18 protein-coding genes are annotated in these 20,086 nt (G+C 62.8%); 9 read left to right on the forward strand and 9 right to left on the reverse strand.

Features of this window, described 5'->3' with window-relative positions; genetic code table 11:
- Position 1 precedes the first annotated feature (1 nt).
- The 3 genes from RE4_RS20125 to RE4_RS20135 all read right to left on the reverse strand — a co-directional run bounded on the left by RE4_RS20125 (position 2) and on the right by RE4_RS20135 (position 3,619).
- On the reverse strand, positions 2–958 hold the full coding sequence (locus RE4_RS20125; RefSeq protein WP_019746638.1) for an ABC transporter permease: 957 nt from the start codon (positions 956–958) through the stop codon (positions 2–4).
- Positions 951–1,877, reverse strand: coding sequence for an ABC transporter permease (locus RE4_RS20130; RefSeq protein ID WP_019746637.1), 927 nt, complete (start codon positions 1,875–1,877; stop codon positions 951–953). The genes RE4_RS20125 and RE4_RS20130 overlap by 8 nt, the downstream gene beginning before the upstream one ends.
- A gap of 125 nt (positions 1,878–2,002) precedes the next feature.
- Positions 2,003–3,619 carry a peptide ABC transporter substrate-binding protein gene (locus RE4_RS20135; protein ID WP_020968269.1) on the reverse strand — a complete coding sequence of 539 codons (1,617 nt, stop codon included), beginning with the start codon at positions 3,617–3,619 and terminating at the stop codon, positions 2,003–2,005.
- Positions 3,620–3,983: 364 nt separating this feature from the next.
- Here RE4_RS20135 and acs point away from each other — a divergent pair, with 364 nt between their 5' ends.
- The gene (gene acs / locus RE4_RS20140; protein ID WP_020968268.1) at positions 3,984–5,915 is read left to right on the forward strand and encodes an acetate--CoA ligase; all 1,932 of its coding nucleotides are present in this window, start codon (positions 3,984–3,986) and stop codon (positions 5,913–5,915) included.
- 36 nt (positions 5,916–5,951) lie between these two features.
- Here acs and RE4_RS20145 read toward each other — a convergent pair whose 3' ends face one another.
- A complete protein-coding gene (locus RE4_RS20145) occupies positions 5,952–6,377 on the reverse strand; it encodes a MarR family transcriptional regulator (protein ID WP_060939272.1) in 426 nt (141 codons plus the stop codon).
- A gap of 107 nt (positions 6,378–6,484) precedes the next feature.
- On the opposite strand from RE4_RS20145, the gene RE4_RS20150 reads away from it, so the two are divergent.
- The 5 genes from RE4_RS20150 to RE4_RS20170 all read left to right on the forward strand — a co-directional run bounded on the left by RE4_RS20150 (position 6,485) and on the right by RE4_RS20170 (position 12,246).
- Complete coding sequence (locus RE4_RS20150) at positions 6,485–7,564, forward strand: substrate-binding domain-containing protein (protein WP_060939218.1); 1,080 nt, start codon at positions 6,485–6,487, stop codon at positions 7,562–7,564.
- Between the two features lie 110 nt (positions 7,565–7,674).
- On the forward strand, positions 7,675–8,295 hold the full coding sequence (locus tag RE4_RS20155) for an AmiS/UreI family transporter (protein WP_060939219.1): 621 nt from the start codon (positions 7,675–7,677) through the stop codon (positions 8,293–8,295).
- Between the two features lie 26 nt (positions 8,296–8,321).
- A complete protein-coding gene (locus RE4_RS20160) occupies positions 8,322–9,359 on the forward strand; it encodes an aliphatic amidase (RefSeq protein WP_019746630.1) in 1,038 nt (345 codons plus the stop codon).
- A 10-nt stretch (positions 9,360–9,369) separates the two neighbouring features.
- Complete coding sequence (locus RE4_RS20165) at positions 9,370–10,425, forward strand: AAA family ATPase (protein WP_060939220.1); 1,056 nt, start codon at positions 9,370–9,372, stop codon at positions 10,423–10,425.
- 135 nt (positions 10,426–10,560) lie between these two features.
- The gene (locus RE4_RS20170) at positions 10,561–12,246 is read left to right on the forward strand and encodes a purine-cytosine permease family protein (protein ID WP_021342683.1); all 1,686 of its coding nucleotides are present in this window, start codon (positions 10,561–10,563) and stop codon (positions 12,244–12,246) included.
- A 55-nt stretch (positions 12,247–12,301) separates the two neighbouring features.
- Here the strand turns inward: RE4_RS20170 and RE4_RS20175 are convergent, their stop codons facing one another.
- Entirely contained in the window at positions 12,302–13,693 is a 1,392-nt protein-coding gene (locus RE4_RS20175; RefSeq protein ID WP_020968263.1) for an MFS transporter, read from the reverse strand.
- Positions 13,694–13,866: 173 nt separating this feature from the next.
- Between RE4_RS20175 and nhaA the strand changes: the two genes are divergently transcribed.
- From nhaA to RE4_RS20190, 3 genes are read left to right on the forward strand one after another with little or no spacing between them, the layout of a single operon-like run.
- Positions 13,867–15,201, forward strand: a complete 1,335-nt coding sequence (gene nhaA / locus RE4_RS20180; RefSeq protein ID WP_370671301.1) for a Na+/H+ antiporter NhaA — start codon at positions 13,867–13,869, stop codon at positions 15,199–15,201.
- Positions 15,198–15,707 carry a phage holin family protein gene (locus tag RE4_RS20185; protein ID WP_019746625.1) on the forward strand — a complete coding sequence of 170 codons (510 nt, stop codon included), beginning with the start codon at positions 15,198–15,200 and terminating at the stop codon, positions 15,705–15,707. The genes nhaA and RE4_RS20185 overlap by 4 nt, the downstream gene beginning before the upstream one ends.
- A 15-nt stretch (positions 15,708–15,722) precedes the next feature.
- Positions 15,723–16,658 carry an alpha/beta fold hydrolase gene (locus RE4_RS20190; RefSeq protein ID WP_019746624.1) on the forward strand — a complete coding sequence of 312 codons (936 nt, stop codon included), beginning with the start codon at positions 15,723–15,725 and terminating at the stop codon, positions 16,656–16,658.
- A gap of 3 nt (positions 16,659–16,661) precedes the next feature.
- Here RE4_RS20190 and RE4_RS20195 read toward each other — a convergent pair whose 3' ends face one another.
- From RE4_RS20195 to nth, 4 genes are read right to left on the reverse strand one after another with little or no spacing between them, the layout of a single operon-like run.
- Positions 16,662–17,852: a MarP family serine protease gene (locus tag RE4_RS20195; RefSeq protein WP_019746623.1), complete on the reverse strand. Its 1,191-nt coding sequence runs from the start codon at positions 17,850–17,852 to the stop codon at positions 16,662–16,664.
- Positions 17,849–18,568, reverse strand: a complete 720-nt coding sequence (locus RE4_RS20200) for an NUDIX hydrolase (protein ID WP_019746622.1) — start codon at positions 18,566–18,568, stop codon at positions 17,849–17,851. Before RE4_RS20200 ends, RE4_RS20195 begins: the two co-directional genes overlap by 4 nt.
- Positions 18,565–19,218: a TlpA family protein disulfide reductase gene (locus tag RE4_RS20205; protein WP_060939222.1), complete on the reverse strand. Its 654-nt coding sequence runs from the start codon at positions 19,216–19,218 to the stop codon at positions 18,565–18,567. The genes RE4_RS20200 and RE4_RS20205 overlap by 4 nt, the downstream gene beginning before the upstream one ends.
- A 6-nt stretch (positions 19,219–19,224) precedes the next feature.
- Positions 19,225–20,010, reverse strand: coding sequence for an endonuclease III (nth, locus tag RE4_RS20210; RefSeq protein WP_060939223.1), 786 nt, complete (start codon positions 20,008–20,010; stop codon positions 19,225–19,227).
- Positions 20,011–20,086 lie beyond the last annotated feature (76 nt).

Raw genomic sequence — 20,086 nt, forward strand, 5'->3', positions numbered from 1 at the left:
CTCACCGCTTCCGCGACTTGGGATCGAGGGCGTCGCGCAGAGCGTCACCCATCATGATGAATCCGAGAACGGTGATCGCCAAAGCCGTTGCCGGGTAGAACAGAATGGTCGAACCCTGACGCAGCGTCACCTGAGCGTTGCTGATGTCGCCGCCCCACGAAACCTCGGTGGACGGAAGACCGATACCGAGGAAGGACAGCGTCGCCTCGGCAACGATGTACGTACCGAGCGAGATGGTGGCGACCACGATGATGGGCGCCAACGAGTTCGGGATGACGTGGCGGATCAGTGTCTTGAGCTTCGAGACACCCAACGCTTCCGAGGCCATGACGTAATCGTTGTTCTTCGCCGAGATCACCGCGCCTCGAGCGATTCTTGCCATCTGCGGCCAGCCGAAGAGCGCCAGCACGCCGACGACGGTCCAGATGGTGCGATCGGTGAACAGCTGCATCAGGACGATGGCAGCCAGGATCAGCGGGATGCCGAAGAAGATGTCGGCGACACGGGAGAGGATCGAATCGGTCCATCCGCCGTAGAAACCGGACAGCGCGCCGAAGATCACGCCGATCACCAGCACCGACGCCGTGACACCGACGCCCACGAGTACGGATGCGCGAGCACCGTAGATGGTGCGCGAGTACACGTCACAGCCCTGGCGGTCGAAACCGAACCAGTGCCCTGAGGTCGGCCCCTGCATGCTGTAGGTCAGGTCGCAGAACCGCGGATCGGTGCTCGTGAACAAGCTCGGAAACGCTGCGATGACGATGACCGCGAGGATGATGATCGTCGAGATGATGAACAGGGGGCGCTTGCGTAGGTCGCGCCACGCATCGGTCCACATGCTGGTCGGCGCCTGATCGAGTTTGACGGCGTCCGTCTCCCCCGGTGCCGCAACTTCGGGCGGTGCCACGAAATGACTTTGCCGGACTGCGCGTCCGGTCTTCACGGTCTCAGACATAGCGGATCCTCGGATCGAGCGCGGCGTACAAGAGGTCGACGAGCAGATTCGCGATCAGGTAGATCACGATCAGGATGGTGACGAACGAAACCACCGTCGGCGCTTCACCTCTGGTCACGGCCTGGTAGATCGTGCCACCGACGCCGTTGATGTTGAAGATGCCCTCGGTGACGATGGCGCCGCCCATCAACGTTGCGAGGTCGGCACCCAGGAACGTGACCACGGGGATCAGCGAGTTGCGCAACACGTGCACGCGAACCACTCGTCCACGGGAAAGTCCCTTGGCGGTAGCGGTGCGGACGTAATCGGCAGTCAGATTCTCCGCCACGGACGTTCGGGTCAGTCGCAGTACGTACGCAAACGAGACCGAACCGAGAACCAGGGCAGGGAGCAGGAGATTGGTGAAGCTGGTGTTGCCACCGACCGTCGGCGGGACGATGCCCCATTTGACGCCGATGAAGAACTGAGCCAGGAAGCCGATCACGAAGATCGGGATGGCGATGAGAACGAGGCTGAACAGCAGGACGGTGCTGTCGAAGAATCCGCCCTTACGCAGGCCCGCGATGAGGCCGAAGCCGACACCGAAGACCGTCTCGACGATCAGTGCCATGAAGGCAAGTTTCATCGTGATCGGAAATGCCTGTGCCAGAACTTCACTGACAGGTCGTCCGGAGAACGACGTGCCGAAGTCCAGCGTGAAGATGCCCTTCAGGTACAGCAGGTACTGCTGATAGAAGGGGAGATCGAGGTGGTAGCGCTCCCGAAGCTGTGCTGCCACAGCCGGACTGAGCGCCTTGTCGCCCGCCAACGCGGCAATCGGATCACCGGGAAGCAGGAAGACCATGGCGTAGATCAGAAGAGTGGCCCCGAGAAAAACCGGGATCATTTGAAGCACTCGGCGACCGATGTACCAGAGCATCGGATCACCTCCTTGTCGATGATCGTGTACGTCAGCGGACAGTCCGGTGTGAACACGAGTTCGGGACGGCAGGCAGGGCGCCTGCCGCCCCGAACTCACGTTTCAGATGCGGATCGTTCTACGCGTCAGTTCTTTTCGATGTCTTCGTAGACCGGAACACCGTTCCAGCTGATGGTCACGTTGGAAACGTTCTCCGACCATCCACTGGCAGCGTTGCGGTACCACGTCGGAACTGCGGGCAGGTCCTTGAGCAGGACTTCCTGGGCCTGATCGAGCAGTTCCTGAGCCTTCGCCTGATCGGTCTGGCCGGCCGATTCGCGCAGGAGGCGGTCGAACTCGGGGTTGGAGTAGTCACCGTCGTTGGAGCTGCCGCCGGTCTGGTAGTTCTGCGCCAGGAAGCCGTACTGCTGCGGGTAGTCGCCCTGCCAACCGGAGCGGAAAGAGCTCTGGATGGTGCGGTCGGTGGCTTCGGTGCGGATCTGAGCGAAGGTGGCGTACTGCTTGCCCTTCGCGTCGATACCGAGGGTGTTGCGGATGCTGTTCGCCGTGGCATCGACCCATTCCTGGTGTCCGCCGTCGGAGTTGTAGGCGATCTCGAAGCTGCCGGACCACGGTGCGATGGCGTCAGCCTTGGCCCAAGCAGCCTTGGCCGCCTCGGGATCGAACTTCACGTTGCTGTTACCGGTCAGCGAGTCGTTCCAGCCCTTGATTGCGGGGCTGGTGAAGTCGAGTGCAGGCGTCCTGGTCTTGTTGAAGATCTGCTGGGTGATCTGATCGCGGTTGATCGCCATCGAGATCGCCTGACGGCGGAGCATGCCCTCTTCGCCGCTGAAGTGCGGCAGGCGACCCGGGATCGTGAACGTCTCGATGGTTGCCGACGGCTGGTTGACGGTGCGTCCGGGCAGGTCCGACTCGAAGGTCGTGACGGCGCTCGGAGGAACCTGGTCGAGAACGTCGACGTTGTTGGCCAGGAGATCGGTGTACGCCGTGTCGAGGCTGTTGTACATGATGAAGTCGACGCCGGCGTTCTTCGGCTTACGGTTGCCGTTGTAGTCCGGGTTCACGACGGTGTCGATGCGGACGTTGTGCTGCCACGCGCCGGTTCCGTCGAGCTTGTACGGGCCGTTGCCGATCGGGTTCTCACCGAAGGCGGTCATGTCCTTGAACGCGACCTCGGGCAGCGGGTAGTACGCCGTGAAGCCGAGGCGATCGGGGAACGCCGACTCGGGCTGCTTGAGTTCGATGGTGAAGGTGGAGTCGTCCACAACCTTCAGACCCGACATGGTCTGTGCCGTCGGAACCTCGGCGGCAACTTCGTCGTAGCCCTTGATCGGATCGAAGAACGATGCCTGAAGCTGAGCGTTGGTGGAGAGGGCTCCGTAGTTCCACGCGTCGACGAACGACTTCGCGGTGACGGGGGTGCCGTCCGTGAATGTCCAGCCGTCCTTGAGCTTGACGGTGAAGTTCTGACCGTCGGTGCTCTCGATGGACTCGGCAACCTCGTTCTCCGTACCGCCGTCTGCGGTGTACGAAACGAGACCGGAGAACAGTGAGTCGAGGACGCGGCCGCCCATGTTCTCACTCGTGTTCGTGGGGATCAACGGGTTCTGAGGCTCGCCCGCCCAGGCGTTGACGACGCCACTGGACGATCCGCCCGACGAATCGCCGGACGAACATGCCGTGATCAGCACTGCCGTCATTCCGAGCGCGACCGCGCCGGTCGCTATGCGTGAGATACGCAAAGGAATTCCTTCCACATCTAAGTGACCCCGAGCATGCTCGCGGCCTGCCGACAGCCGTAACTGCCGGCGTCGTGTCGCCTACAACTGAAAGTGAACGTGACTTCGAGTTGCGGTCGAATAATGGTTTGACAATAGACACATCGAACCCGAAGCGCGCACCGCACCCATTGTTGGAAAATTGGGGGTAATTGAATTCGGGCACATTCATTCGTCGGCGGAAGTGACCACCCGTCGCATCGATTCGACCGATCGTCGCAGGACAACGGGTTGCAACGTGATGCAACGGTGCGTTTGAGCGAGCTTGTGACTACCCTCACACGGAGTCAGAAAAGTGTCGATCAATGTGGAAAGAAGGCCGTCAGCCATGACAAGCGCAGCCGAAACAGACGTCCCCCAGGCATATCCGCCGAGCGCAGAGTTCGCTGCGGCCGCCAACGCGGGACCGGAGTTGCAGGCTGCCGCAGATACCGACCGCCTCGCTTTCTGGGCGAATCAGGCTGAGCGCCTTCACTGGCACGAGAAATGGACCGACGTCCTCGACTGGACCGACGCCCCCGTCGCCAAGTGGTTCGTCGGCGGCAAGCTCAACGTCGCCTACAACTGCGTCGACCGCCACGTCCTCGCCGGCAACGGCGACCGCGTCGCCATTGCATTCGAAGGCGAACCAGGCGATTCCCGGGATCTGACCTACAACGACCTCCTCGCCGAAGTCAGCCGCGCCGCAAACACTTTCACCGACCTCGGCCTCGTCGCCGGTGACCGCGTAGCGATCTACATGCCGATGATCCCCGAAGCGATCGTCACCATGCTCGCCTGCGCCCGCCTCGGCCTGACGCACTCGGTCGTCTTCGCCGGATTCTCCGCCACTGCCCTACGCTCGCGCATCGACGACGCCCAAGCCAAGCTCGTCGTCACCGTCGACGGCCAGTGGCGACGCGGCGCCGCAGCACCCATCAAAACAGCGGTCGACGAATCCGTCGCCGGAGCCGACTCCGTCCAGAACGTGTTGGTGGTCAACCGGACCGGCATCGACGTCGAGTGGACCGACGGCCGCGACCTGTGGTGGCACGAGACCGTCGCGCAGGCCTCACCTGAGCACGAAGCGCAGGCCTTCGACGCCGAACATCCCCTGTTCATCCTCTACACCTCCGGCACCACCGGTAAGCCCAAGGGCATCATCCACACCTCCGGCGGCTACCTCACCCAGGCGTCGTACACCCACCACAACGTCTTCGATCACAAAGCGGGACAAGACGTCTACTGGTGCACCGCCGATATCGGCTGGGTCACCGGACACTCCTACATCGTCTACGGCCCCCTCTCCAACGGCGTCACCCAGGTCGTCTACGAAGGCACCCCCAACTCCCCGAACGAGCACCGCCACTTCGACATCATCGAGAAGTACGGCGTCTCCATCTACTACACCGCCCCCACCCTCGTGCGGACGTTCATGAAGTGGGGCCGGGAAATCCCCGACGCCCACGACTTGTCTTCGATCCGTTTGCTCGGATCTGTGGGCGAGCCCATCAACCCCGAAGCGTGGCGCTGGTTCCGCGACGTCATCGGCGGCAACAAGGCCCCCATCGTCGACACCTGGTGGCAGACCGAGACCGGTGCGATCATGATTTCCCCGCTGCCCGGTATCACCGCCACCAAGCCCGGATCCGCGATGGCACCGCTGCCCGGTATCTCCGCGAAGATCGTCGACGACGACGCCAAGCCCCTCGGCCCCGGCGGCAACGGTTACCTCGTCCTCGACGAGCCGTGGCCGGCGATGCTCCGCGGCATCTGGGGCGACATGGACCGCTACCGCGACACCTACTGGTCCCGCTACGCCGAAGAAGGCTGGTACTTCGCCGGTGACGGCGCCAAGTACGACGACGACGGCGCCCTCTGGGTCCTCGGCCGCGTCGACGACGTCATGAACGTCTCCGGTCACCGCATCTCCACCTCCGAGGTGGAGTCAGCACTGGTCAACCATCACGGAGTCGCCGAAGCCGCCGTCGTCGGTGCCGCGGACGAGACCACCGGACAGGGCATCGTCGCGTTCGTCATCCTGCGCGAAGGCGTCGAGAACACCGGTGAGGTTCTGATCGCCGAGCTCAAGGCGCAGGTCTCCACCGACATCAGCCCCATCGCAAAGCCGCGTCAGATCACGATCGTGCCGGAACTGCCGAAAACCCGATCCGGCAAGATCATGCGCCGCCTCCTGCGCGACGTCGCCGAAGGCCGCGATCTCGGAGACACCTCAACCCTGGTCGATCCCAAGGTATTCGACGCAATCCGCGGCAAGTAGGGCCTTCGGCCCCGTGCGCCTTTCTGGTAGTCCCCACTACCGGAAAGGCGCACAGGGGCGGAGCCCCTCTCGCAACTTCACTTCCTCTTTCGACGTCAGCCAGGACTCCTCGGCCACGCGAATGTCTGCGGCAACCCGCTTGTGCAGAGATTTTCCGCGTGAGGAGAGAAACACGCGTACCTTCCGGCGATCGTCCTCACCGACCTCCCGATAGATCAGCGCAAGCGAGACCAACTTGTCCGCAACTCGCGTCAGCGTCGGAGCCGGTGTTCCCGTTCGATCGCGCAGCTCAGCCATCGTCAGCCCCTCGGTCGACGCCAGGGCTTCGAGCGTCATCCAGTGATCGAGAGTGAGATTCTCAGCCGCCAGCGCTTTCTCCGCCGCTGCCGCGGCCATTCGAGCCGCTCGGACCAGCGTGGTCGTCAGCGAAGCATCAAGAATTCCGGAGTCACTTTTTCCCACTGATCGCTCCCCCGCTGTTGCGTACTTCACACTTCTCGGGCAATACTTTCAAATGAAATGATAGTAACCCAGGCCAGGCCGCTGACTTCCGATTCCGGCGGCGACGCATGAGCGCTACCGGCGCGCTCGAACGCGCGCGCAGCGCCGTGTGGCGCCTGGGCATGGTGCTTCCCCTCCAAGGGCCGGCCGGACTGTTCGGTCCGTCGTGTGAGGCGATCAGCGAATTGGCCGCCCGCGATCTCAACAACTCCGGCGGCGTACTGGGACGCGAAGTCCAGATCGAAGTGATCGACGGCGGCGCTTCGCCGGGCGTCGTCGCAGCCCGCGTGCAACAGCTACTCGACGCAGGTGACATCGACGCCGTGAGCGGTTGGCACATCTCCTCGGTCCGCCACGCACTCGCACCGGTGGTCGCAGGCCGTATTCCGTACTCGTACACCTCGCTCTACGAGGGCGGCGAGGTCAGACCAGGAATCTACTGTTCAGGCGAAACACCACGACAGCAGATCGCGCCGGCACTGAAGTGGCTGCGCGACAACGTCGGAGCGCGCAAGTGGTTCGTCGTCGGCGACGACTACATCTGGCCTCACAGCTCGCTCGGGGCCGTGAGGCAATTCGCCACCGAACTCGATCTCACCCTGGTCGGCGGTTCGTTTGTCGATCTGGGGCGCGGCAACATGAAGCAGTTGGTCGAGACCGTCTCGAGCTCCGGTTGCGACGGCGTGATCATGCTCCTCGTCGGGCAGGACGCCGTCGACTTCAACCGAGCCTTCGCCCGCCGAGGCCTCGACGAGTCGATGATCCGGTTCAGCCCGTTGATGGAAGAAAACATGCTGCTCGCAAGCGGCCCCCGCGCAACCCGGAACCTGTTTGCCTCGGCAGCGTACTTCCGCTCGATGGTCGACGGTAACTCCATGGACCTGCTCGGGCGCTACATCGCACTGCACGGCGCGCACGCTCCGGCACTGAACAACGCTGCCGAGTCGTGTTACGAAGGGATACATACCCTTTCGGCCCTGGTTCGACGCGCCGACAGCACCCACCCGCACGCCCTGGACGCCGTCGTCGAAGGCGCCGCGTACGACGGACCTCGCGGAACCGTCGAGTTTCGCGATCGCGTTGCACGACAGAAGATTCAGCTGGCCGTCGCCGACGGACTCGACTTCTCGATCATCGCCACCCTCTGAAACCTTCCCCTGAGATCCACCTCTTGACTTCTGTGGCGCGCATCACTTAGTTTCATTTGGAATCATTTCATTTGAAAGTAACCCGTCCCGAAAGTAACCGGAGGTGCCCGATGGGCAGTGTTGGTTTGCTTTACGTGGGAGCCGTCCTCTTCGTCAACGGACTGATGCTGCTCGGCACAGTTCCCGTTCGATCCGCCTCGGTCCTCAACCTCTTCGTCGGCGCACTTCAATGCGTCGTCCCCACCGTTTTGTTGATTCAGGCACAGGGAGATTCGAGCGCCGTCCTGGCGGCCTCAGGTCTCTACCTGTTCGGATTCACCTACCTCTACGTGGGAATCAGCAATCTCGCCGGCTTCGAACCGGAAGGAATCGGATGGTTCTCACTGTTCGTCGCGTGCGCCGCGCTCGTGTACTCCTTCCTCTCGTTCACGGTGAGCAACGACCCCGTCTTCGGGGTCATCTGGCTCGCATGGGCAGCACTGTGGACGCTGTTCTTCCTGGTGCTCGGCCTCGGCCGCGAGAACCTCAGCCGCTTCACCGGCTGGGCAGCAGTCCTGCTGAGCCAGCCCACCTGCACTGTTCCTGCCTTTCTGATCCTGACCGACAACTTCCACACCACACCCGCGGTAGCCGCCGGCTGGGCCGGAGCGCTTCTGATTCTCCTCGGCCTGGCCAAGATCCTCGCCGCACCCAAAGCCGCAGTACCCCAGACTCATCCAGTCTTCAACTGATCCACACAACCAAGGAGTGAAAGACAATGCGACACGGTGACATCTCCTCGAGCAACGACACGGTCGGCGTAGCAGTAGTCAACTACAAGATGCCCCGCCTGCACGATCGCGCCGGAGTGCTCGAGAACGCGCGCAAGATCGCCGACATGATGATCGGCATGAAGACCGGACTCCCCGGAATGGATCTGGTGGTATTCCCCGAATACTCCACGCAGGGAATCATGTACAACGAAGAGGAGATGTATGCGACAGCGGCAACCATCCCCGGTGACGAGACCGCAATCTTTTCCGCCGCTTGCCGCGAGGCCGATACCTGGGGAATCTTCTCCATCACCGGTGAACAGCACGAAGACCACCCGAACAAGCCGCCGTACAACACGTTGATTCTCATCGACAACAAGGGCGAAATCGTTCAGAAGTACCGAAAGATCCTGCCCTGGTGCCCCATCGAAGGTTGGTACCCCGGCGACACCACGTACGTATCCGAGGGTCCCAAGGGCCTGAAGATCTCACTCATCATCTGCGACGACGGCAACTACCCGGAGATCTGGCGTGACTGCGCGATGAAGGGTGCAGAGCTCATCGTCCGCTGCCAGGGCTACATGTACCCCGCCAAGGACCAGCAGGTGATGATGTCCAAGGCAATGGCCTGGGCCAACAATTGTTATGTGGCAGTTGCCAATGCAGCCGGATTCGACGGCGTCTACTCCTACTTCGGACACTCCGCGATCATCGGATTCGACGGTCGGACGCTGGGTGAGACCGGCGAGGAGGAATACGGAATCCAGTACGCGCAGCTGTCCGTCTCCGCCATTCGCGATGCACGCGAGAACGATCAGTCCCAGAACCACATCTTCAAGCTCCTTCACCGCGGATACTCCGGCGTGCACGCAGCAGGTGACGGAGACAAGGGCGTCGCGGACTGCCCGTTCGAGTTCTACAAGCTGTGGGTCACCGATGCCCAGAAGGCTCAGGAACGCGTCGAGGCCATCACCCGAGACACAGTGGGCGTAGCGGACTGCCGCGTCGGAAACCTGCCGGTCGAGAAGACAATCGAAGTTTAAGGATCTCGCTGTGCCGTATATCACCGACATGCTCCATGACCGGAACAGTGCAGCACCACCACTGGCCGAGGAACAATCCGAACCCGTACCGGTCGGAGCCTTCGACGCTCGCAATCTCTCGAAAGCCCTCAGTTCCAAGATCGTCGGACAACAGGCCGCCGTCGACGCAGTGGTTCGGGCGATTTCGATCGCGCATGTCGGTGCCACGGATCCGACGCGTCCACTCGCCAATATCCTTCTGGTCGGCCCCACCGGCGTCGGCAAGACGGAGTTGGTGCGGCGCGTGGCCGCGGAACTACGGTCCGGGCCCGACGATCTGTGCCGCATCGACATGAATGCTCTTGCTCAAGAGCATTATGCGGCGTCGTTCTCCGGGGCTCCGCCTGGGTATGCCGGCAGCAAGGAGTCCTTCACACTGTTCGACAAGAACACCGTCGAGGGCGATCCGTACACCCCCGGAATCGTCCTGTTCGACGAAGTGGAGAAGGCCGACCCCACCGTTCTACGTGCGCTCCTGCAGGTCCTCGACAACGGCGAACTCCGGTTGGCGAACGGTCAGCAGAAGATCTCGTTCCGCAACAGCTACGTGTTCCTGACCTCGAATCTCGGTTCTGCTGCGGTGGCGGAACGTCGACGGTCCCGGGTGCGGCAGCTCGCCGATCGCGTCCGGATCGATCGACCACACCATGGTCACCACTTGGTGCAGCGCGCTCTCGAGAAGTTCTTCGACCCCGAGTTCTTCAACCGCATCGACGAAACCGTGATCCTCGACGAGTTCGACGAACAGACCGCAGAACAAGTGACCCGGCTCGAGATCGAACTGATCACGACTCGGTTGGCCAGAAGAGGCGTCGACGTCGACGTGGACGACAGCGCCGTCGCACTGTTGCAACGGCGCGGATTCGATCCGGTGTACGGAGCACGTGGCCTGCGCCGGACCATCCGAAACGTCTTGGCCGACCCGGTGGCCGCCGCCGTTCTCGACCTACGACCAGTCGGGACGCAGCCACTCGCCTTGCAGGCGCGGGCAGTTGGTGATCAGATACAGGTAAAGAAAGTCCCATGAGTGCTCGCTCACGTTGCGGATCGAATCCGCAACGTGGGCGACACATTTCAAACATGTCCGCGTAACGCCACCTCCCTAGGTTGGGTGCCTGCACCACAAAGTGCACATGCACAGGCACCCAGGGGAAGTGACGTCATGACAGCAGTGAACGAGCAGGTGTCCGCCGGCGCACCGGACAGGGCAGATATCGGTGAGAACGCCGCACTGAAGGAGACTCTGGAGGACTACACCCTCCGATTTGCGCCACGCAGCTACCGCAAATGGGGAACCGGCGTCGTCGCGACCTCCGCGCTCGGCGGAATCGCGTATCTCGCAGACTTCTCGATCGGCGCCAACATCGGCATCTCGTACGGCACCGGTAACGCATTGCTGGGCATCGCCGTGTTTGCCGTCGTCATCATGGCCACCGGCTTCCCACTCGCCTACTACGCCGCGCGATACAACATCGACCTCGATTTGATCACGCGCGGAAGCGGTTTCGGCTACTACGGCTCGGTGGTCACCAACGTCATCTTCGCGACGTTCACCTTCATCTTCTTCGCGCTCGAAGGTTCCATCATGGCCCAGGGTTTGAAACTGGGGCTCGGGATCCCACTCTCGATCGGCTACGCGGTCTCGACCCTGATGGTCATTCCGCTGGTCATCTACGGCATGAAGGCTCTGGCAAAGCTCCAAGTGTGGACGACGCCTCTGTGGCTCGTCATGATGGTGCTGCCGTTCCTGTATTTGCTGTTCAAGCACCCAGATTCGGTGAGCGCGTTCTTCGCCTTCGGCGGTGAGGACGGCGCAAACGGCAAGGGCGTCAACTTCGGATCGGTGATGCTGGCCGCGGGTGTCTGCCTGTCGCTGATCGCACAGATCGCCGAGCAGATCGACTACCTACGCTTCATGCCGCCCAAGACGCCGGAGAACACCCGTCGTTGGTGGGCTGCAGTAATTCTCGCGGGGCCCGGCTGGGTCATCTTCGGCGCGTTCAAGCAGATCGTCGGACTGTTCCTCGCCGTGTACATCATCGCGAACGTCGTCGACGGATCTTCGATCGCCAACCAGCCCGTGCACCAGTTTCTCGAGATCTACCAGGACATGATGCCGCACTGGCTGGCCATGACCCTTGCCGTGATCCTCGTGGTCATCAGCCAGATCAAGATCAACGTCACCAACGCGTACTCCGGCTCACTGGCCTGGACCAACTCGTACACTCGCGTCACCAAGACCTACCCGGGACGCATGATCTTCGTTCTGGTCAACCTGGCGATCGCACTGATCTTGATGGAAGCCAACATGTTCGACTTCCTCAACACGATCCTGGGCTTCTACGCCAACTGCGGTATCGCCTGGGTCGTGGTCGTCGCCTCCGACATCGCGATCAACAAGTACTGGTTGAAGCTCTCCCCGAAGGTCCCCGAGTTCCGACGCGGGATGCTCTACGACGTCAATCCCGTCGGCTTCGTGTCGATGCTGCTGGCCGCGGGCATTTCGATCCTGGTGTTCTTCGGTGCTTTCGGTTCGGCGATCAAGCCGTTCTCCCCGATCGTCGCGATCGTCATCGCACTGGTGATGCCGCCGGTCCTCGCCGTCGCCACCAAGGGCAAGTACTACCTACGACGCACCGACGACGGCATCGATCTGCCGATGTTCGACGAGTACGGGAACCCCTCGGGTGAAACGCTTCTGTGCTGCGTCAGCGGCATCGAGTTCGAGCGACCCGACATGCTCGCGTCGAACGTTCCCGGCCCGAACGGCGAGAAGCAGTACATCAGTTCCTTGGCCTTGAGCACCGACAAGACCGGTGAGCACGTCCTGCCTGCTCAGCTTCCCTGACAACTGCTGTGCGCCTTTATTAACCGCCGGGGGTTAATAAAGGCGCACAGCAGGGTTATGCCCCTACATCGTCTAGCGACTCACCCTTTGTCTCGCGCATGACCAGCAGCGCAACAAAAGTCAGCGTCGCAGCTACGAGGAGGTAGATGCCGACCCAGCCGACGCCGTAGTTCTTCGCGAGGTAGACGGCGATGAACGGCGCCACCGCAGCGCCCAGAATGCTGGCGGTGTTGTACGCGATTCCCGAGCCCGTGTAGCGGACGTTGGTCGGGAAGAGTTCCGGGAGAACGGCACTCATCGGCCCGAAGGTCAGGCCCATGAGCAGCATGCCCACGATGAGGAACGCCAACATGCGACCGTCGTTCATTCCGTCCGGTTCGAGGAACACGCCGAAGGTCAAGCCGAACACCATGATCAGGCCGGTGATGATCAGTAGTGTGATACGACGCCCGTAGCGGTCGGCGAGCCAACCCGAGACCGGCACGGCGGCAGCGAAGAACACGACCGCGATGAGCTGCAGGACAAGGAAATCGGTGTACTTGAAGCCTGCGCCCGTTCCACCGTCGGCCGCCGTCTTGCCGGTTCCGTGGCTGAGCACCCAGGTGGTCATGATGTAGAAGAGCGTGTACGTCGCGAGCATCACGAACGTACCGATGATCAGCTGACGCCAGCTGGTCTTGAATACCTCGGCGACCGGGGTCTTGACCTTCTCGCCGCGCTCGACTGCGCGCGCGAACACCGGGGTCTCTTCGAGCTTGAGCCTGACGTACAGGCCGATCATCACCATGATTGCGCTGAGCAGGAACGGAATTCGCCACCCCCAGCTCAGGAAGGCACCTTCGAGGTCCGGGCTGGAATTGTCGTGGTTCATGAACAACGTGATGATCAGGAACAGTCCGTTGGCCATGAAGAAGCCGATGGGTGCACCGAGCTGCGGCCACATCGCCGCCCAGGCCCGCTTGCCTTCCTTGGCCGTCTCGGTCGCGAGCAGAGCCGCGCCAGACCATTCGCCGCCGAGTCCGAGGCCCTGGCAGAAACGCATGAGCGCCAACAGCGCCGGGGCCAGTAGACCGATCTGGTGATAAGTGGGCAGCAGTCCGATGAGGAAGGTCGCGATGCCCATCGTCAGCAGCGAGCCGACCAGAGTTGCCTTGCGTCCGACGCGGTCACCGAAGTGTCCGAAGAGAATCGAGCCGAGGGGACGGGCGACAAACGCGAGTCCGAACGTCGCCAACGACGCGAGAAGCGCGGTGGTGTCGTTGCCCTTCGGGAAGAACAGGTGCGGGAACACCGATACTGCCGCTGTTGCATAGATGTAGAAGTCGTAGAACTCGATGGACGTACCCACCATGCTGGCAACCACGATTCGGCTGCGCGGCACTCCGGCGACGGTATCTGCGTCGCCGCCCTCCGGCTTGGGTGGGTTCTCACTGACTGACGTGCTCAAAACATGCTCCTGCGCCGTTATACGAAAATTGTCCAATTGGTGGGATGGTGTCCCAATCAGTAGGAATTGAACACCCGCGGGGTTTTCCGGCGCAAATTCGGTTCGCTAATTCGGCTCAGCGAGCAATCCGCGATAAAATCCCGTAAAGGTGAGCCGGGAAGTCTGGTCGGCACGTGCATTCGATGCTTTACAACGTCGATCACGTTCATGTCTGTTGCATCCGAACTCGGGTGCACGAACAAAGGTCGTCCCCACGCGTGATCTCCACTTTGCGTTCCGAACTGTCCCGCTATCTCCGCACCGAAACGGTGGGCGGATCGATACTGCTCATCGCCGCTGCCGTCGCTCTGATCTGGGTGAACTCACCTTTCGGTGAGAGCTACATCGCACTGCGCGACTTCCAGATCGGCCCGTCTGCACTCCATCTGGACCTCAGCCTTGGCACCTGGGCGCAAGACGGACTGCTTGCCGTCTTCTTCTTCGTCGCCGGCCTCGAACTCAAACGCGAACTGGTGGTCGGCGAGCTCGCGGACCGCAAAGCCGCGATGCTCCCGATCATCGCGGCGTGCGGCGGTGTCCTGGTCCCCGCGATCATCGCGGCGTCCATCGGCTTCGGCACTCCAGGTATGGACAAGGGCTGGGCCATTCCCGTCGCGACGGACATCGCTTTTGCCCTCGGCGTGCTCGCTCTCACCGGATCGAAGATCCCCGCAAGCGCCCGAGTCTTCCTGCTCAGCCTGGCCGTCGTCGACGATCTGCTCGCCATCATCCTCATCGCCGTACTGTTCACCGGCTCCCTCGCGATGTTGTGGCTGTTGACCGCGGCCGCAGCCCTCGCTGTCTACGCCTACGCCCAGCACAAGCGCATCACGACGCCGTTCCTCTACGTCCCGCTGGCACTACTGACCTGGTACGCGATGCACGAAGCGGGGATACACGCCACACTCGCGGGCGTCGCGCTCGGCCTACTCACCCGTGTCAGGCGCGATCCGGACGAGGAATACGCGCCGGGCAGCCGCCTCGAGCACCGAATTCAGCCGTACTCCGCAGGCTTCTGCGTCCCCGTGTTCGCACTGTTCGCCTCCGGTGTTCCGATCAACGCCGCGGTACTCGGCGACATTTTCACCGACCCCGTCGGGCAATCGGTTGTCGTCGGCCTTCTGGTCGGAAAGACCGTCGGAATCTTCGGAATTTCCCTGCTCGCGATCAAATTGGGCATAGCCACCAAGCCCAAGACACTGGAATTGAGAGACATGTTTGCCCTCTCAGTTCTCGGTGGCATCGGGTTCACCGTTAGCCTGCTTGTAGCAGACCTCGCATTGGACGGGGTCGGCGATGGCAGCGAGGCCGAGATAGCGAAGGCCGCAGTTCTCGTGACATCGTTGGTGGCATCGCTGATCGGATCAGCGCTGCTGTGGCGACGTGGACGAGTTCATGCGGCTCGAGACGACGCTTCCAACGCCATGGCCACGGACGCGAGAGAACTACCTGGAGAGGTCGACAAGTGAGCTTGACCAACGGAGAGAGCCAGCGCTTCACCGGAGATGGAGTACCGAACACGGTCTCGTCCATCCCTCTCACCGATGTGGACGCCCGCACGCCGGGTGAGGCCACCATCGGGGCCCTCGTCAAGGACGCGACCGCACAGGTCTCCACCCTCGTGCGCGCCGAGGTTGAACTTGCCAAGGCCGAGGTCACGGGCGAGGTCAAGAAGGGTCTGCAGGGCAGTGTCTTCTTCATCCTGGCCTTCACGGTTCTGCTGTTCAGCTCGTTCTTCTTCTTTTTCTTCCTGGCCGAGATGCTCGATACCTGGGTGCCGCGCTGGCTGGCGTTCCTCATCGTCTTCCTGATCATGGTGGTGACCACCGCGATTCTGGCGCTGCTCGGTTATCTGCGTGTGCGCAAGCTGAGGGCTCCGGAGAAGACGATCGAATCGCTCAAGCAGGCCAAGAACGTCCTTCCCGGCAGCCATGACGACGCAAAGCCGTCTGTCGATTTCAACGCGCGCCGGTAGCGAGTCTGATCGAAAGTGGCAGCCCCAGATCCATCCACCGTCAGGTTCGACGGCCCCTGGATTCACCGGGACATTCACGCCAACGGCATCCGGTTTCACGTCGTCGAGGTAGGCGACGCGGAGCCGGATGCTCCGTTGGTGGTCCTGTTGCACGGATTCGCCGATTTCTGGTGGTCCTGGCGCCATCAGTTGACGGCACTGTCCGAGCAGGGATTCCGCGTCGTCGCCATGGATCTTCGTGGATACGGCGATTCCGACAAACCCCCTCGCGGCTACGACGGTTGGACGCTCGCCGGTGACGTAGCCGGTCTCATTCGTGCGATGGGTTACGGCAAGGCCACGCTGATCGGTCATGCCGACGGCGGGTTGGTGTGCTGGGCGACCGCGCTCCTGCATCCACGTCTGGTGCGGTCGATCGCGTTGATCTCGTCGCCACACCCGATGGCACTCAAGAAAGCAGTCGTGCGCGACCCATATCAGCGCCGCGCGCTTTTGCCCTCTTTCCTGGCCTATCAGGTACCGCTACGCCCGGAACGTCGGTTGACGGCCGACAACGGCGCCGAGGTGGAGCGTCTGGTTCGCTCGCGGTCCGGCCCCACCTGGCCGCAGCAACCCGAGTTCGCGGACGTGATGACCAAGATGCGGGCCGCGATCCGGATCCCGGGCGTCGCGCATTCCACGCTGGAGTACCAGCGCTGGGCCTTCCGCAGCCAGCTCCGGCCCGAGGGTCGTCGTTTCATGCGTTTGATGGATCAGGTTCTTCGCATTCCGATCGTCCAGATTCACGGCGAACTCGACCCGTACGTGCTCACCCGTACCGTGCGGCGCGACAAGCATTGGGCTCCCGGCGAGAAACTGCGCACCATTGCCGGAGTTGGTCACTACGCGCATCAGGAAGCCCCCGAGCGCGTCAACCGCGAACTCGAGGACTTCCTCCTTACGGAGAAGTGACCGCTACAGAATGCAGGCGCCTGTCGGCACCGGCGTCGACGCCGAGGCAGCCGCGTTCAACTGGCGCGATACTTCCTGGGCGGTGAGGACGAATCCGGTGTCGCTGTCGTCGACGGCGGCACCGAACACGACGCCGAGGACGCGCCCCTGATCGTCGACCATCGGCCCACCAGAGTTGCCCTGCCTGATGGATCCGCGGACGGTGTAGACCTCACGCTGAGTGGTTCCGGCCTTGTAGATGTCCGGTCCGTTCAGGTTCAGGACCTCACGAACGCGGGCTGCGCTGGCCGTGTACGGACCGCCGCCGGGGTAACCGAGCACCAACGCGTTGTCGCCGGTCTGAGCCTGCTCCGGAGCAAACGGCAGCACCGGTGCGTCCAGTCCGGGAACCGCCAGAATCGCGATGTCGACGGCGGAGTCGAAGAGAACCACCTGCGCGGGCAGCGCGCCCTCCATGGTGTCCACCGTGATGCTCTCTGTTCCGGCAACCACGTGTGCGTTGGTCATGACGCGTTCGGGAGCGACGATGAATCCGGATCCCTCGAGCGCGCGCTGGCAACTCGGTGCGACGCCGTTGATGCGTAGAACACTCGGACGCAACTGCGCCGCCAACGGACTGGCCAGAACGCTCGCGTCGGGTGCTTCGACCTCGGTGATGGGCGTGCGCCCGAACGGGCCGATGACGTCCGGCAGGCCGGAGGTGTCGAGCAACGCCGAAAACTCCGTCGGGATGCGGCGCAGCCACTGCGGCGCCAGTTCGTCCACGCTGGCGAGAACATCCGAACCACGAACAGCGGCGGCAATATTCGGCTGCGACGAAGAAGTGAGCGGAATCGCGAGCAACCACGCCGCGACCACGACGGCCACCGCCTGTAGACCCGCACCGATGACGCTGTCGACGGATCGCGCCGTCGGACTGTGCATTCCGCTGCGCGCCGCGCGTCCGAGCACCATGCCGGCGACTTCGCCGATGATGACCAACACCACGATCAGCGAGATGCCCGCGAGGATGCGCAGCTTGCCTTCGGTGACGTGCACGAGCAGGTGTGGCGCCAACAGAATTCCGGCGACGGCACCGAGGATCACGCCGACAAACGCCAACGCCGACGCCACCGCACCCTGACGCCATCCGGATGTGGCCGCGATGAGGGCGACCAGAACGATGGCGATGTCCACCCAACGAGAACCTGTCATCGCGGCACCGCCGAATCCTCGACACCTTCACCGAACTCGGACAGCGCTGTGTCCAGGTCTCTCACGTCCTCGTAGTTCCACGGAATCTCCCAGCCCGACACCGTGAACAGCGCCGCGAGGATTCCTGCTGTGAACCCCCAGACCAGCATGCCGTCGGCGCGGAACGCCGGGCCCTGGTATCCGAGGGGATGGCGAACCTGAAACCGGTTGTCGGGGTCGAGCAACGTGCGCAGCGGCACCCTGGCCACCCGTCCGACCTCGCCCTCGTCCTGAATCCCCACCGTCGTCGGCTGCTCCCAGTAGCCGAGCACCGGCGTCACGTCGAAACCCGACGGCGGGATGAAGATCTCCGGCAGCACGGTGAGCGGCTGAACTCCGCTCGGATCGAGCCCGGTCTCCTCCTGCGCTTCACGCAGCGCGGTGCCGATGGGGCCGTCGTCGCCCGGATCGGCGGCACCGCCCGGGAATGCGACCTGTCCGCTGTGCTGACGCATCGTCGACGCCCGTTGGGTCAGCAACACGTCTGCGCCCTCCGGCAAGCCGCCGACGGCGAGAGGGTCTGCCTCACGCGGTCCGCCGAAGAGCACGAGCACCGCGGCCGGACGCGTCACGGTCCCGCGCGGCGCGCGACGCTCGAGGACGGGGTTGATCCGGTGTGGATCGGTGGGCTCGGTGCTGGCGACAGCGCGCAACCACTCGGGAACCGGTGTGCTCATACGACGACTCCCAGATATTGCGCCGCAGCGGCGGCGATTTCGTCCGCACTGCGGAAAGGTTGAGGCAAGACCTTGGCGACTGTTCCATCCGCGCGCACGAGCACCGACACCGGCAGCACCGGCGGTGCGCCCACTGCGATCCGTACCTTGCCGTCACCGTCCTGGACGCCGGGCAAACGCACCGAGTAGTCGATGAGTCGCGTCAAAGCGTTCTCCTGATTCGGATCCGAATGCACCGTCAGAACGTTGATGCTGCCCTCGGCGCGCTCCGCGAATTCCTGAAGGTACGGAAGCTCTTCGGCGCATGGCGCGCACCAGTACGCCCACAAGTTGAGCAGAGTCGGTTTTCCGCCGACCGCTGCGGCAAGGTCGACGGGCCGACCGTCTGACACGCAGTCGAGGGTGATTCCGGCCAGCGCCGAGCCGGCCGGAGCTTCGCCCGTCGGAGTCGGACAGGGAGCCAGTGAGGCCTGGCTACGGAGTTGATCGAGCGATTCCGACGACGGAGTGAACGTCGGCGGCTGATACGCGGACGACGACGGACCCGTGGACGTGGGCGTCGTGTCGTCTCCCCCGCGCGGCCAGATCGCCACGACGAGAGCCGCGACGACCAACAGCGCAGCGAGAGACCATCTTCCAGCACTTGTCATCAGCGATCACAACCCTGCCAGGGCGAGCAGATGGTCGGTCTCGGGGCCTTTCACCAGGGCCGCGGCCTCGGTTTTGTCGGTCGGGCCGAGTCCGTACGACGGGCAGTCCTTGGCCAGAACGCACACCCCGCACGCGGGCTTGCGCGCGTGGCAGACCCGTCGGCCGTGAAAGATCACGCGGTGCGAGAGCAGTGTCCATTCCTTACGTTCGATCAGTTCCCCGACGGCGTGTTCCACCTTGACGGCATCTTCTTCCTCGGTCCACTTCCACCGGCGCACGAGCCGACCGAAGTGGGTGTCGACGGTGATTCCCGGGATGTCGAAGGCATTGCCCAGCACGACGTTCGCGGTCTTGCGTCCGATGCCTGGGAGTTTCACCAGATCTTCGAGCTTGTTCGGGACCTGACCGTCGTGGCGTTCGAGTAGCGCCTGACCGAGTCCGATCAACGACGTCGTCTTGTTCCGGTAGAAGCCGGTGGAACGGATGTACTCCTCGAGTTCGGTCCGATCGGCTTCCGCGTATGCCTTCGCGTCGGGATAGCGGGCGAAGAGCGCCGGCGTGACCATGTTGACGCGGACGTCAGTGCATTGCGCCGACAGGATTGTCGCCACTGCCAGTTCCAACGGAGTCGTGAAGTCGAGTTCGCAATACACGTGCGGGAAAGCCACAGCGAGCTCGCGATTCATCCGACGCGCCCGGCGTACCAATCCGAGGTGTGATTCTTCCTTCCGCGCACCCCCCGAACGCGGTTTCTTCCGCTGCTCTGAACTGCCTGTCGGGGTGGTCTGCACTCAGACAACTGTACGGATACGACATGAGTGGAGACTCCGTCGTGTCGATTCTGAGACCTTCGACGTGTTTACTTCC

It is taken from the genome of Rhodococcus erythropolis NBRC 15567 (assembly GCF_001552595.1).
Taxonomy (GTDB): domain Bacteria; phylum Actinomycetota; class Actinomycetes; order Mycobacteriales; family Mycobacteriaceae; genus Rhodococcus_F; species Rhodococcus_F erythropolis.

Bases quoted from the DNA above. Each gene is read 5' to 3' on its own strand.
- RE4_RS20200 (WP_019746622.1), bottom strand. From the start codon at position 18,568: ATGAGCACACCGGTTCCCGAGTGGTTGCGCGCTGTCGCCAGCACCGAG.
- RE4_RS20125 (WP_019746638.1), bottom strand. From the start codon at position 958: ATGTCTGAGACCGTGAAGACCGGACGCGCAGTCCGGCAAAGTCATTTC.
- RE4_RS20155 (WP_060939219.1), top strand. From the start codon at position 7,675: ATGGGCAGTGTTGGTTTGCTTTACGTGGGAGCCGTCCTCTTCGTCAAC.
- RE4_RS20150 (WP_060939218.1), top strand. From the start codon at position 6,485: ATGAGCGCTACCGGCGCGCTCGAACGCGCGCGCAGCGCCGTGTGGCGC.
- RE4_RS20170 (WP_021342683.1), top strand. From the start codon at position 10,561: ATGACAGCAGTGAACGAGCAGGTGTCCGCCGGCGCACCGGACAGGGCA.
- RE4_RS20205 (WP_060939222.1), bottom strand. From the start codon at position 19,218: ATGACAAGTGCTGGAAGATGGTCTCTCGCTGCGCTGTTGGTCGTCGCG.
- RE4_RS20195 (WP_019746623.1), bottom strand. From the start codon at position 17,852: ATGACAGGTTCTCGTTGGGTGGACATCGCCATCGTTCTGGTCGCCCTC.
- RE4_RS20130 (WP_019746637.1), bottom strand. From the start codon at position 1,877: ATGCTCTGGTACATCGGTCGCCGAGTGCTTCAAATGATCCCGGTTTTT.
- acs (WP_020968268.1), top strand. From the start codon at position 3,984: ATGACAAGCGCAGCCGAAACAGACGTCCCCCAGGCATATCCGCCGAGC.
- RE4_RS20160 (WP_019746630.1), top strand. From the start codon at position 8,322: ATGCGACACGGTGACATCTCCTCGAGCAACGACACGGTCGGCGTAGCA.